Source organism: Microbispora bryophytorum, from assembly GCF_043197435.1.
Classification (GTDB): Bacteria; Actinomycetota; Actinomycetes; order Streptosporangiales; family Streptosporangiaceae; genus Microbispora; species Microbispora bryophytorum.
Map to the genome: position 1 here is coordinate 1 of NZ_JBICTF010000013.1, position 12,488 is coordinate 12,488.

The window sequence follows — 12,488 nt, forward strand, 5'->3', positions numbered from 1 at the left end:
ACATCCGCGTCAACGGCACCTACGCCGCCAAAGTCGCCGTCAGCGACATCCACACCACCTACACCTGGTCATGGAACCCCTTCACCCCCGGCACCCTCGACGTCACCTACACCCTCGCCAACACCGGCAACGTCCGCCTGGCCCCCGACAGCCGCATCCTGACCTCCACCCTCGCCGGCCAAAACAACTGGGACGACACCTCCGCCGCCAAAGCCCGGGAAATCATGCCCGGCGGCAAACGCACCTTCACCGCCCACATCACCGGCACCTGGCCCCTGGGACCCATCGACACCACGATCATGGCCATCCCCTCCCCCGCCGGTAAACCACTGCCCGGCGTCACCGCCGAACGCATCGCCATCGACACCACCCTGTGGGCCATCCCCTGGCCCCAACTCGCCCTCCTCACCCTCCTACTCCTCACCCTCCTCACCATCCGCATCACCAGCACCCGACGCCGCAAGCGCATCCAAAAGCTCATCCTCAACACCCGCGGCACCCCCCTCGGAGCCTGAAACACCCGGGTGGGCCCGGCACCCTCCGGCCGAACCCGGGTGCCGAGCCCCCACCGGAGACAGGACGGCAGGAAACGGAGGGCGAGAGAATGGCGATGGCAAGGAGACGGCCACGGCATCGGGCGGCCTCGTCAACGGTGCGGCGCTCGCGGCCACAGGTCTGGTGATAGGAGATGGTCAAATGGCACGCGCCGACGGGACCACGGCGAACGGACCGGCGGAGCGGGCACTGGCCGAGATCGCGATTCCTGACGCCGACGACGTGCGGGGGAATGTGACGCTGCCGGCGACGGTGGCGGCCGCGCCGGGCGCGGTGGTGAGGTGGACCTCGTCGAACCCGGACATCGTGTCCGACACGGCGGCCGGTGCGATCGCGGCGGGTGTGGTGAAGCGTCCGCCGGCCGGGGCCGGCCCGGCCGAGGTGACATTGACGGCGTGCGTCACCGTCGACGGCGCCGAGGCGTGCCGCGACTTCACCCTGACGGTGCGGCCCGCGGTGAAGCTCGCCCCGTTCTCGCGGTACGGCATGGTGAATTTCGCCAGGTCGAACAGCCAGGCGGGGCAGCAGATCTACATGGCCACGAGCGTCGGCAACGACCCGACCCGCTGGGTGGCCGCCAACGACGGGCAGATGGTCCTCCAGTCCACCAAGGGCATGCACGCCGTGCGCGACCCGTCCGTCGTCCGATCCCCGGAGGGAGACAGGTTCTACCTCGTAGCCACGGACCTGAACGTCGACGGCACGGCGTACGGGTGGAGGGGCTGGGACTGGGCGCAGAGCGACGCCAGCCGCTACATCGAGGTCTGGGAGTCCCATGACCTGCGCACCTGGTCGGAGCAGCGGCACGTCCGGGTGGCCCCGGACGAGGCGGGGATGGCGTTCGCCCCCGAGGCCATCTGGGACGAGGCGATCGGGGCCTATGTCGTCTACTGGACCTCGTCCATGTATCCACCCGGCACGTACTACACGCCCAACCGCGACGACCCGAACGGCCGATATCCGCTGACCAGGAACCAGATCCTCTACACCACGACGCGCGACTTCGTGACCTTCACACCGGCGGAGGTCATGAGCGGCAGGCCCGGCCATGGAACGCTCGACGCGGTCATCATCAAGGACGACGAGGACGGTTCCTACCACCGCTTCGTCTCCGACCGCATCTCCACCGGCGTCGGGGTGGCCAGGTATGTCCCCGGATGCCCCATCGACGACATCTACCAGGAACGCGCGACGTCCGTGCTGGCACCGCCCGAGGACTGGACGCTCGTCAAGGGCTGCATCACCCACGAGGCGATGAACACCACCTACGCCGAGGCGCCGATGGTGGTCAAGGCCAACCCCGGCGACGTACGCGGCAAGGGCTACTACCTGTGGGCGGACCAGAAGTGGGCCGGCGCTCCCGCGGGTGCCCATATGGAGGAGCAGCTCAGCCCCTACTGGAGTGCGGACCTCGCGTCGGGCCGGTGGACGCCCATCACCTGGCAGACGCCGGACTACCACCTCGCCAACGGGGTCATGCGCCACGGGCACGTCTTCGCGCTGACCCAGGCGGAGCACGCCGTCCTGCGCGGCGCCGACGTGCCGTCGGACTAGACGCCCCCGGCCACGACCGTTTACGCCGTCGGCGGCTCCCTCGACCTGACGGCCTCACCGTGACCGCCGACTACACGACAGCGTGAACGACGAGGTCATGGGCGTTCTCTTATCCTCACCGCCGTACGTCTACGATCGAACCCCATCAGAACATCGACTCGCCGAGGCCCTGCGGGCGACCCGACTCTTCATTCATGATTAACGGCGTCCGCGGAAGGTTCGACGTAGATCGTCGACCCATTCCTCGGGTATCTCCCAGGGGATGAAGTGTCCGCCGTGGTCGTGGGCGGTGATGTTGACATGGTTGTACCAGGCGGCGCGGTCGCTGTTGAGGAAGTGTTCCACGCGCTGCTCGTCGGTGGTGACGCCCGGCGGGTTTTCGAAGCCGACAAAAGTGACGCCGGTGGGTGCCTCGACGACCGGCCGGCGGTCGTGCGAAGGCTGCCAGGGGTAGCGGTTGTTGTTCGCGTAGGTGCGGATCGAGGTGGCGATCGTGTCTCCGGCCCAGTAGATGGTGGCGTGGGTGAGCAGGTCGTCCTTGGTGAAGACGTTCTCGATGTCGCCGTTGTTGTCGGACCAGGCGGCCCAGCGCTTCAGGATCCAGGCGAGCATGCCGACGGGTGAGTCGGTGAGGCCGTAGCCGAGCGTGGCGGGGTCGAGCACGTGCGCGGCGAGGTGGACGGCGAACCGTCTGTCCAGTGCCACGATCCGCTGGTGGACCTCGGGTGGGAGCCCGTCGGGGATGGGGTGGCCGCCGGAGAGGTCCCAGGCGCGGTCGCCGTTGAACATGGTGAGTTTCTGCGCGGAGCCGATGTGGATGGCGTGGAGCTCGTCGGCGTACTTGTGGCCGAGCTGTCCGGTGACGAGTGCGCCGACGTCGCATCCCGCCGCCGCGTACCTCTGGTGGCCGAGGACGCCGGTCATGAGCTCGTGCCAGATGTCGGCGATCTTCCAGAAGTTCATGTCGGGGTGGTCGGTCAGCGGGGTGGAGAATCCGAAGCCCGGCAGGGAGGGCACGATGACGTCGAACGCCTCGGCCGGGTCGGCGCCGAACGCGCCGGGGTCGGCCAGGGGGTCGATGACCTTGGACCAGTGCCAGAACGTCCACGGCCAGCCGTGGGACAGGATGAGGGGCGTCGGGTCGGGACCGACCCCGGGCTTGCGCATGAAGTGCACGGGCACGCCGCCGACGTCGACCCTGTAGTGCTCGTAAGCGTTGATCGCCGCTTCCGCCGCGCGCCAGTCGTATTCGTCGATCCAGTACTCCACGAGTTCCTGCAGGTAGGTGCGCCGCAGGCCGTAGTAGCCGTCCTCGTTGCCGGCGTCCGGCGGCCATCTGGTGGCCTTCAGCCGGGCGGTGAGATCCTCGAGCACATCGTCTGCAATGTGGATCGGAGCCGGCCGGAGGGGGAAGGACGCGTCTGCCATGAACTGGCTCCTAGATAGTTGGTCTGGCGGCGATGTGCTCGGCGAGCTCGACGAGCCGGTTGGAGAAGCCCCACTCGTTGTCGTACCAGGCCGGATGTCCCCGGGCTCGGACCGTACATCCGCTGCCCGGCACCGACTTCCCCTCAGTCGTCCGCGATGTTCGGCGTGCCCGTGCCGGCCAACTCGATGACACGGCGCAGCGCGGGAATGGAACGCGCGATCGCGTCACGCTGCTCGTCGTCCATATCCGCGACGAGCTGCCCGAGCCGAGCCACCCGGTTCGCATGGCGGGCCCGCACGACCTCCGCCCCAGCGGTTGTCAGGGCAACGAGGACGGCCCGGCCGTCACGGGGATCGGGGCGGCGCTCGACCAGGCCGTCACGCTCCAGGCGGCTCACGAGGCTGGTGAGCGCCGGCTGCGTGAGCTGCTCTGTCGCCGTCAAGGCGGTCAGCCGCGTAGGCCCCTGCCGAGACAGTGTGTGCAGTACCGACAACGAGCTGAAGCCGAACTGCTGCACTGTCGGAAGCCGGATGAACAGGGTGTTGAAGTCTTCGATCACCGTGGTCAGCTCATCGACATTCAGCCGCTGCTCGCCCGCTCCTGTCTCCACCCGCGAAACTGTATCCACGATTTATATAAAACGTCAATGTAAATGCGGGACGGCACCGCGGCCGGCAGCGACCGGGCCCTACCGGCGTCAGGCGAGGTCGGTTAGGCCGGGTCGGTCAGGTCGAGTGTGGCGAGTTCGCCGCGGGAGGCGACGCCGAGCTTGGGATACGCCTTGTAGAGGTGGTAGCCGACGGTGCGAGGGCTGAGGAACAGCTGAGCGGCGATGTCCTTGTTCGACAGGTCCTGGGCGGCCAGCCGGACGATCTGCAGCTCCTGCGGAGTGAGCTCGGCCAGGATCCCGCGGGCCGGGGTGCCCGGCGCCTTGGCGCCGGTCGCTTCCAGCTCACCTCGGGCACGGTCGGCCCAGGGTTTGGCGCCCAGTCGCTCAAAGGTCTCCAGCGCGAGCCGCAACTGCCCGGCGGCGGCGGCCCTGCGACGGGAGCGGCGCAGCCACTCGCCGTACAGGAGAGATGTGCGGGCGTGCTCGAAGGACGGCCCACCGGTTCTCAGCGCCGCCAGGTAGTGCTCCTCGGCCTCGGCGTCGGAGCCGAGCAGCGCCCGGCAGCGTTCCGCGAGGGCTCTGGCGAAGGGCTGCCGTGCCCACCGTTCGTACCGGGCGAAAGCGTGCCGGGCGCGGCCGGGTTCGCCGCAGCGTACGGCGGCTTCCACCAGGTCGGGCACGCAGCGCATCGCCGAGACGTGGTACCAGCCGGGCCCCTGGGTGAGAGCCTCAAGCCGGGTCAGCGCGGCGTCCACCCGGCCGGCTCCGAGGTCGAACACCCCATGGGCCCAGTCGACCCACAGGGCGCCCCGCATGGGCATCGTGCCCGACAGCGCGTCGGTGGTGAGCTGCCGGAAACGCTTCTCGTCGCCCTGGACGGCGGAAAGGTAGGCCAGGAAGCTCTTGAGGTGAATGACCCACTGGTGCTGGCCGGTGTCCTCGGCGATGCCCAGTCCCGTAACGGCGGTGGCCGTCGCGTCCTGGTGGCGCCCGTTGTGGAAGAGCTCGGCCTGCGCCAGGAAGAACAGCACCATCGGCAGGACGCCGATCCTTCCCTCGGCCCGGCACTCGGCGGCCAGGCGGGTGGCCGCCTCCAGGGTGTAGGCATCGGCGCCGACGAGGAGGGGGATGCCGCAGGCCAGAACGAGTTCGCGCCTCTGAGAGGCCAGGGCGACCTGGGCCCGCGCCACGGCCTCACCGAACGGCGGTAGATCCGCCGCATCCCTGCCGAAGAGCCTGGCGAACACGCTGAACTCCAGGCGGGCGAGCGCGCCAACCGGCACATCGAGGTCCACCGCGCTCAACCGGTCGGCCACTTCGTCGAGTTCGGGCTCGCCGACGTACCAGGCGGTCTGGAAGGCCTGCACCAGCATGCGTACCGCCTGTCCCAGAGCGACTTCACCGGCGAGATCGGCGGCCATGATGATCAGACGATGGGCCTCGCCGTACGCCCCCCGCCAGAAATGCGCCGTGGCCCGCACGTGAGCGAGCCTGGAACGCAGCAGCAGGTCGGTGACTTGACGGCCCGCGTCCTCGGCGAGAGTCCTGGCCCGATCGAGCTCTCCCGCCTCCATGGCGGCCTCGGCGGCCAGGGTGAGCCGCCTGCCTCGCGCGTCGCCGTCACCGGTGAGCTCGGCGGCTCGTTCGTAGGCGGTGGCCGCCGCCGCGTGACCGCGGCGATCGGCGGCGCGCACGGCCGTGCGTTCCAGTTCGGCGGCCACTCGTTCGTCGGGGCCGACGGTCGCGGCGGCGAGATGCCAGGCGCGACGGTCGGCGTTGTGGTCTCCGGTCAGCGCCTCGGCGAGCGCATCGTGGACGGCGAGGCGAAGGCTGAGCGGCGCACGCTGGTAGACCGCCTCCCGGATCAGCGGATGGCGGAAGGTCACGGCCCGCTCATTGATCGTCACCAGCCCCGTCTTCTCGGCGGGCAGGAGATCCGCCGCGCCCGCGTCGAATCGCACGCCGGCGGCCAGCACCTCATCGAGCCCTTCGCCCGCGGCGGCGACCAGCAGCAGTGTCTGGGTGGCGTCGGGCAGGTGGTCCACCTGATGGTGGAACGCGGTCTGCAGTCGGCTGCTCAGCGGAAGGGCGCCGGGCCGGTAGCCGTCGCCCCGCAGCATGGCGGGCAGTTCGATCAACGCGAGCGGGTTACCCTGCGCCTCGGCCAGGACACGGTACCGAAGCGCCGGCGCCAGCCGTACCGAGTCGAGCACGGCGACCGAGGCCGCGGTGCTCAGCCCTCGCAGCCTGAGCTCCGGCAACCCGGGCAGGTGGTCCTCGCGAGTGGCCATGATCAGCGCGATGCCCTCGGCGTCCAGCCGCCGGGCGGCGAAAACCAGCGCTTCGCGTGAGGAACGATCCAACCACTGCGCGTCATCGACCATGCACAGCACAGGCCCGTCCTCGGCGACCTCCGCCAGGAGCGAGAGCACCGCGAGTCCGACGAGCAGCCGGCCCGCCCCATCCGGGTGGGCCAGCCCGAACGCCCCCTCCAGCGCGCGCCGCTGCGGCTCGGGCAGCGCACCCATCCGGTCGAGCACCGGATGCAGAAGAAGATGCAGACCGGCGAACGCCAGATCGCTCTCGGACCGGATCGCGACCTTGCGGATGACCTGGATGCCCTCGGCGTTGTTCGCCGCGTAGTCCAAAAGCGCCGTCTTGCCGATGCCCGGCTCCCCGCTCACCACCAGGGCTCCGCTTCCCCCGGAGCCGACCCTGGCCAGGAGCTCGTCGATGACCGATGTCTCCGCATCCCGCCCGTACAACATGCGCGAAACAGTACTCGCCGGACTACCTATCCACATTCGATCATGGTCAGCCGAAATGCCTAAGCGTGACAGATTCCCCGCCCGGTGGATCTCCGTACGTTTGTGACCAGCAAGAACACAACACGAAGGAGCTCCGCATGCATCACGTCGACCAGCTCGTCGCCCGCTACATCGCCACCTGGAACGAAACCGACCCGGTCGCCCGCCGGGCGGCGATCAAGCAGATCTGGGCCGAGGACGGCGCCTACACCGACCCGATCGCGGTCGCCGAGGGCCTGGCGGCGATCGACGCCACGATCGCCGCCGTACAGGGCCAGTTCCCCGATTTCGTCTTCACTCTGGCCGGGCCGGTGGACGCCCATCACAACATCGCCCGCTTCACCTGGGAGCTGGGCCCGGCCGGCGGCGAGGGCCTCGTGGTCGGTTTCGACGTCGCAGTGCTCACCGAGGACGGCCGCATCAGTAAGGTGCACGGTTTCCTCGACAAGGTCCCCGCCCAGGTCTGACCGCCCTCGGGCTCAGTCTCTTGGTGGGCCTCTGCGCCGTCGTGGCCGCCATCGTCCAGATCCTCCCGAAACCCGTGACCGGCCGAGTCCGGCACCGGGCCGCCCCCGTCGGCCCGGTACCGGGCCAGGCGCAAGCGTGTCTCATATCTGGGATATTGTCTTAGATGTGAGAACAGCCGAGGGAGCACCGCCGATAGCGACGCGATCGATGCGGGCCGACCGGCAGACGGCCAGGGCCGTCACCTCACGCCTGGCCGGGCGCGCGGCAGGCCGGTTCGGCTCCCGCGTGCGTCGCGGTCGTCTCAGACCCATCGTCGAGCCGGCGCACGTTCGCACCGCTCCGGCCGCCCCTCCCCCGCGCAGAGAAGGAATTCCGTGACGCACACCATTACCCGCCTGTCCCCCGACGACTTCCACGACAGCGTGAAGAGCCTGGCCGACCTCCTCGTCGACGTCGTCGCGAACGGGACCTCCCTCGGCTTCCTCGCCCCCTTCGACCAGGAAGCGGCAGCGGCCTGGTGGCGCGGCCGGCAAGCTGCCGTGGCCGACGGCACCCTCACCGTCTGGGTCGCCCGCGGACCCGACGGCGTCACCGGCACCGTCAGCCTCGCGGTGGAACGCACGCCCAACGGCCGGCATCGCGCCGAAATCATCAAGCTCATGGTCCACCGCGAGGCCCGTGGCCGGGGACTGGCCCGCGCCCTTCTCACCACCGCCGAACAGGCCGCCGCGCAAGCCGGAGCCACCCTCCTGCTGCTGGACACCGTGACCGGCACCGCCGCGGACCACCTCTACCAGCGCGCCGGCTGGACGCGGTACGGCATCGTCCCGGGCTACGCGACCGACCCGAATGGCGTACTCGAAGACTGCAGCTTCTACTACAAACACCTCATCTGAGACACCACGATCGTGAAGCACAGCAAAGCAAGATCAGCGTCGGAGGGATCCGTACATGTATCTGCTCGAAGCAGCTCACGATCAGCGCCCCCCACCTGGTCTCCTCCAGATGGCCGCCCGTCCGCGGGCGGCCGCTCTCGTCCTCGCGCTCACCGCTGTCCGGGCGGTCAAAGGGGGCTTCCAACTCATCCGCGGCGGAGCGTCGCCTCCCGGCATGCGGGGACCCCTTCGTGGTCAGATGCCAAGGGCGTGTCCCGTTGTGACGTCGATGTGGTTCGGGATTTCCTCGTGCCGATCGCCGACGGTCAACGTCCCGGTCGGCTCGAACATGAGGATCGCGGCGCCCGACGGCGCGGACGGCTTGTGCTCGACGCCTCGCGCGATGGTGAAGACCGCTCCTTTGGGGAGCACGACCTCGCGCTCCCCGGTGGGCGCGGGCAGTGCGGCCGCGCTCGACCTCGGGCTGTACGTGGTCCGCCGCGATCACGGAGCGGAGATCGCCAATGCGGTGAGCCGGCGGCTGGTCTTCGCGGGGCACAGGGACGGCGGGCAGCGGCAGTTCGTGGAGCGGCCGGTGCCCGACCTGCCGGACGAATCCCTGGCACCTGTCCTGGCCTGGGCGCAGGAACAGCTGGACGTGCCGCTCACCGTTTCCGACCTGGCCGCCCGCGCGGCGGTCAGCCCCGCGACGCTGCATCGCCGCTTCCGGGCGCAACTGGGCACGACGCCGCTGGCCTGGCTCACCGGGGAACGGCTCGCCCTGGCCTGCCGTTTGATCGAGCGAGGTGAGTCCGGTCTGGACATCGTCGCGCGGCGCAGCGGGCTGGGCACCGCCGCCAATCTCCGTACGCTGATGCGGCGCGAGATCGGGCTCAGCCCGTCGGCGTATCGGGCCCGGTTCGGGTCGGACACGCGCGAAGAGCGGGGCTGAGCGGCGGGTCATGGAAGTCTCCTACCTGAAGGCCGCGGAACCGATCGAAGGGAGGCCGCTGACCGGTTCGGTCGGTCAGCGGCCTCGGGGTTGGTTGACGTTCTCAGCAGCCGCTGTAGGTCACGACGCCGAGATGAGCAGGTGGAGGGCGAGTGCGATGATCAGAGCGCTGGAGAAGACAGCGGTGATGAGCCGTCCGCGACCGCCGGTCAGAACCCGGCCGAGCAACGCTCCCCCGCCGGCGAGAAGCAGCTGCCAGCTGGCGGACGCCGCGAAGGCGGCGAGGACGAACACAGCCTGATCGAGGGGACTCGACGCCACTGTGCTCTGACCGGCGAGGACGAGTGCCGCGAAGTAGATCACGGTGATGGGGTTCATCATCGTGATCCCCAGTAACGCCAGGTAGGCCCGTGCGGGACCGAGAGGGGCTTCATCGGTCCGGGTCGCCAGGTGCTGCCCGCGATACCGGTTGATCGCCGTGACGCCACTGCGAACCGCCAGTGCGATGAGCACCAGGGCCGAGGCCCATCGCAGGGGAACCACGATCGGCTCGATGACGGGGGTGAGCGCGGAACCTCCGATTATGGCGATCAGGCCGTAGAGGCCGTCGGCGGTCGCGACCCCTAATGCCGCACAGGCGCCGATCTTCAAAGACGTCCGGGCGGTGAGGGCCACCAGGTATGTCGCGACCGCTCCGACCGGCATGGCGATGCCGTAGCCGGCGAGGAGTCCCGCGACCAGGGCGGCCATCAGAGGTGAGCGGGTATCGGCCCCCATGGACGGCACGGCTGCTGCTGGACCAGCGCAGAGAAGGAGGTGGTGGAGGTCAGCGGCCGCGAGAGAGTGATCTTGTTCATGCGTAGATGATGGAAGCAGGACCACCACCTTCGCAACTCATATTTGAGATAATCTCTCAAATATGGAAACAGCTGATCTTCAGAACCCAAGCCCGGACCAGCTGGAGGCCCGACTGGCGGATCGGCTCTCGCGGTTGCGGGTGGATCACGGCTGGTCGCTGGAGCAGCTGGCGGGCCGCACCGGCGTGAGCCGCTCGACGCTGTCGCGGCTGGAACGCAGGGAGATCAGCCCTACGGCGGCCCTGCTCAACAAGTTGTGCGCGGCGTATGGCCAGACGATGTCGCAACTGCTCGCCGAGGTGGAGTCGGCGCCACCGCAACTAGTCCGGGCCGACCGGCAGGCGGTGTGGCGCGATGAGAGCTTGGGCTTCGTCCGGCGGTCGGTGTCCCCGCCCCACCCGGGGCTGCGCGGCGAGCTCGTCGAGGGCCTTCTGCGTCCCGGCGCCGACATCTCCTACGACGAGCCGCCGGTGCCGGGTCTGGAGCAGCACATTTGGATCCTGGAAGGAGCCCTGCAGATCACCACCGGCGAGGTCGTCCACGAGGTGCGGGCAGGAGACTGCCTGCGGTTCCGGTTGTGGGGCCGGTCGCGGTTCCATTGCCCCGGCCCGGATCCGGCCCGGTACGCCCTGGTCATCGTCCTCCCGTAGGCCTCCTGCCGCACGTGACGAGCAGCCGCCTGACACACCGTTATCCGCCCGTTTTGCCCACCATCGTCCTACCAAATCGACGACAACAGCGCCAAGGATGCGACCGTGGGGATGGCCGATGGCGCGCCGTACAGACAAGGAAACCATGTGAACACCACCGCGCTCATCGTCGGCGACCTGCAGGCGGGCATCGTGGACAACTACCCCTTCGCCGCCGGCGTGCTTCCCGTCATGGAAAAGGTTCTCCCCGCGGCCAGAGCCTCCGGAATCCCGGTGATCTTCATACGTTTCGGGCTCCGGGCTTCGGCCCTTGATGTGGCAGCGGGAAACCAGTTGATCAGAGGTCTGCACGGGGTGGGGACGCTGTTTCACGAAGACTCCCCCGAGACGCTCGTCCACCCGCGCATCGAGCCGTTGCCGGGCGAGGCCGTCGTCCTCAAGCGCCGCGCCAGCGCGTTCGCGGCGACTGACCTCGATCGGCTCCTGCGCGCCCAGCGCATCGACTCGATCGTGCTGACCGGTGTCGCGACCGGGGCGATGGTCGCCGCCACGCTCTACGACGCCGCCGACCGCGACTACCACGTGACCGTGCTCAGCGACGCCTGCGCGGACGGGGAATCGGACGTGCACGACTTCCTGATCAACCGCGTCTTCCCGGCCAGGGGTGCTGACGTGCTCACGGGACACGAGTGGACCGCCCGCCTGTGACCAGCCGCCGGCATTGACGATCCGGGCCATGCCCACGACCCTGCCCGCCCGGGTGTCCCACTCCCGCCGCCGGTTCAGACTGCGTTGAGGATGGCGCGCAGAGCTGCGGCGTAAGCCCTGGGGTGGGTGGTATTGCCGTTGTGACCGCCGGGGAACCGGTGCGTGTCGGTGCCGAGCATGTCCGCCAGCGCGAAGGCGCACTTGTTGTCGAAGACGGTGCGCGGGGTGGTGCGGCCGGCGGCCGGCACGATGCGGGTCCGGGTGTCGGTGAGCGCGGCGACGTCGAGGGTGTCGCCGATGATCGCGGTGAAGTCGTGCTCGAGGAAGAAGCCGAAGTTGCGCACCCGCTGGGGGGTCATCGGCTGTGGGGTGAGGCCGGGTTCGGCGTCGGGGTTGGAGGGGTCGATGCCGAGCACCTCGGCGACCATCTTGATGGTCGCGGCCAGGCCGTCGCGGCGGTGGACCTGCTGGATGTGCTCGAGTTCCTTCTCGTGGTGGGCGCGCTGGTCGGCGGGCAGCAGTCGTGGGGTGACGGGCTCGTGGGCGATGAGCGTGCCGATCTGGCCAGGGTGGTCGATGGCCAGGTGGAAGCCGATGGAGGCGCCGAGACTGCAGCCGAGCATGAGCGCCGGCGTGTCGGTGAGGCCGGCCAGCAGCCGATGCACGTCGTCGGCGTGCTGTGCCATGGTCGCCCCGTGGGCGGGGTCGTCCAGGGTGCTGCGGGAGAGGCCGCGGCGGTCGTAGGTCACCACGGTGTAGTCGGTCACGAGGTGATCGACCAGGTCTGTGCTGCGCCCGGCGTCGCCTTCGCCGCTCTGGGAGATCAGCAGCATCGGGCCGGTGCCGCGGACCTCGTAGTAGAGCTTGGCGCCCGGCACTCGCAGCAGGCCCGTCGTCATGTCTGTCGTAGCAGTGGTGCTCATCAGCGATGTCCTTTTGGCGATGTGGCCGGTGTGGCTGGTCGCGATCGACGATAAAGCATCAGAACAGATACATCAAGACTGATACATCTAAAACGATGTA

13 protein-coding genes are annotated in these 12,488 nt (G+C 69.1%); 7 read left to right on the top strand and 6 right to left on the bottom strand.

From position 1 onward, the window contains the following. The coding region (locus ACGFIB_RS32935; protein WP_393377044.1) for a hypothetical protein at window positions 1–515 on the top strand (515 nt) is incomplete at its 5' end. Window positions 516–696: 181 nt separating this feature from the next. Beyond that, window positions 697–2,109, top strand: coding sequence for an immunoglobulin-like domain-containing protein (locus ACGFIB_RS32940; RefSeq protein ID WP_393377047.1), 1,413 nt, complete (start codon window positions 697–699; stop codon window positions 2,107–2,109). Window positions 2,110–2,307: 198 nt separating this feature from the next. On the opposite strand, the gene ACGFIB_RS32945 is transcribed toward ACGFIB_RS32940, so the two are convergent. The 3 genes from ACGFIB_RS32945 to ACGFIB_RS32955 all read right to left on the bottom strand — a co-directional run bounded on the left by ACGFIB_RS32945 (window position 2,308) and on the right by ACGFIB_RS32955 (window position 6,916). Further along, the gene (locus ACGFIB_RS32945) at window positions 2,308–3,537 is read right to left on the bottom strand and encodes an epoxide hydrolase family protein (protein WP_393377050.1); all 1,230 of its coding nucleotides are present in this window, start codon (window positions 3,535–3,537) and stop codon (window positions 2,308–2,310) included. Window positions 3,538–3,680: 143 nt separating this feature from the next. Next, window positions 3,681–4,148 (bottom strand): MarR family winged helix-turn-helix transcriptional regulator, encoded by a 468-nt coding sequence (locus ACGFIB_RS32950; RefSeq protein WP_357252931.1) that lies wholly within the window; start codon window positions 4,146–4,148, stop codon window positions 3,681–3,683. 101 nt (window positions 4,149–4,249) lie between these two features. After that, on the bottom strand, window positions 4,250–6,916 hold the full coding sequence (locus ACGFIB_RS32955) for a helix-turn-helix transcriptional regulator (protein WP_393377054.1): 2,667 nt from the start codon (window positions 6,914–6,916) through the stop codon (window positions 4,250–4,252). 137 nt (window positions 6,917–7,053) lie between these two features. On the opposite strand from ACGFIB_RS32955, the gene ACGFIB_RS32960 reads away from it, so the two are divergent. Both ACGFIB_RS32960 and ACGFIB_RS32965 read left to right on the top strand, forming a co-directional pair. Then, window positions 7,054–7,422, top strand: coding sequence for a nuclear transport factor 2 family protein (locus ACGFIB_RS32960; protein ID WP_393377056.1), 369 nt, complete (start codon window positions 7,054–7,056; stop codon window positions 7,420–7,422). A 375-nt stretch (window positions 7,423–7,797) separates the two neighbouring features. Beyond that, window positions 7,798–8,319, top strand: coding sequence for a GNAT family N-acetyltransferase (locus tag ACGFIB_RS32965; protein ID WP_393377058.1), 522 nt, complete (start codon window positions 7,798–7,800; stop codon window positions 8,317–8,319). A gap of 234 nt (window positions 8,320–8,553) precedes the next feature. Here the strand turns inward: ACGFIB_RS32965 and ACGFIB_RS32970 are convergent, their stop codons facing one another. Beyond that, on the bottom strand, window positions 8,554–8,730 hold the full coding sequence (locus ACGFIB_RS32970; protein WP_393377061.1) for a cupin domain-containing protein: 177 nt from the start codon (window positions 8,728–8,730) through the stop codon (window positions 8,554–8,556). On the opposite strand from ACGFIB_RS32970, the gene ACGFIB_RS32975 reads away from it, so the two are divergent. Next, window positions 8,720–9,250, top strand: coding sequence for a helix-turn-helix domain-containing protein (locus ACGFIB_RS32975; protein ID WP_457852315.1), 531 nt, complete (start codon window positions 8,720–8,722; stop codon window positions 9,248–9,250). The genes ACGFIB_RS32970 and ACGFIB_RS32975 overlap by 11 nt on opposite strands. 120 nt (window positions 9,251–9,370) lie before the next feature. Here the strand turns inward: ACGFIB_RS32975 and ACGFIB_RS32980 are convergent, their stop codons facing one another. Next, the gene (locus ACGFIB_RS32980; RefSeq protein WP_393377063.1) at window positions 9,371–10,000 is read right to left on the bottom strand and encodes a LysE family transporter; all 630 of its coding nucleotides are present in this window, start codon (window positions 9,998–10,000) and stop codon (window positions 9,371–9,373) included. A 169-nt stretch (window positions 10,001–10,169) separates the two neighbouring features. On the opposite strand from ACGFIB_RS32980, the gene ACGFIB_RS32985 reads away from it, so the two are divergent. After that, a complete protein-coding gene (locus ACGFIB_RS32985) occupies window positions 10,170–10,757 on the top strand; it encodes a helix-turn-helix domain-containing protein (RefSeq protein WP_393377066.1) in 588 nt (195 codons plus the stop codon). 147 nt (window positions 10,758–10,904) lie between these two features. Next, window positions 10,905–11,465 (top strand): cysteine hydrolase family protein, encoded by a 561-nt coding sequence (locus tag ACGFIB_RS32990; RefSeq protein WP_142576126.1) that lies wholly within the window; start codon window positions 10,905–10,907, stop codon window positions 11,463–11,465. A gap of 74 nt (window positions 11,466–11,539) precedes the next feature. On the opposite strand, the gene ACGFIB_RS32995 is transcribed toward ACGFIB_RS32990, so the two are convergent. Continuing rightward, window positions 11,540–12,388 carry an alpha/beta fold hydrolase gene (locus tag ACGFIB_RS32995; protein WP_393377070.1) on the bottom strand — a complete coding sequence of 283 codons (849 nt, stop codon included), beginning with the start codon at window positions 12,386–12,388 and terminating at the stop codon, window positions 11,540–11,542. Window positions 12,389–12,488 lie beyond the last annotated feature (100 nt).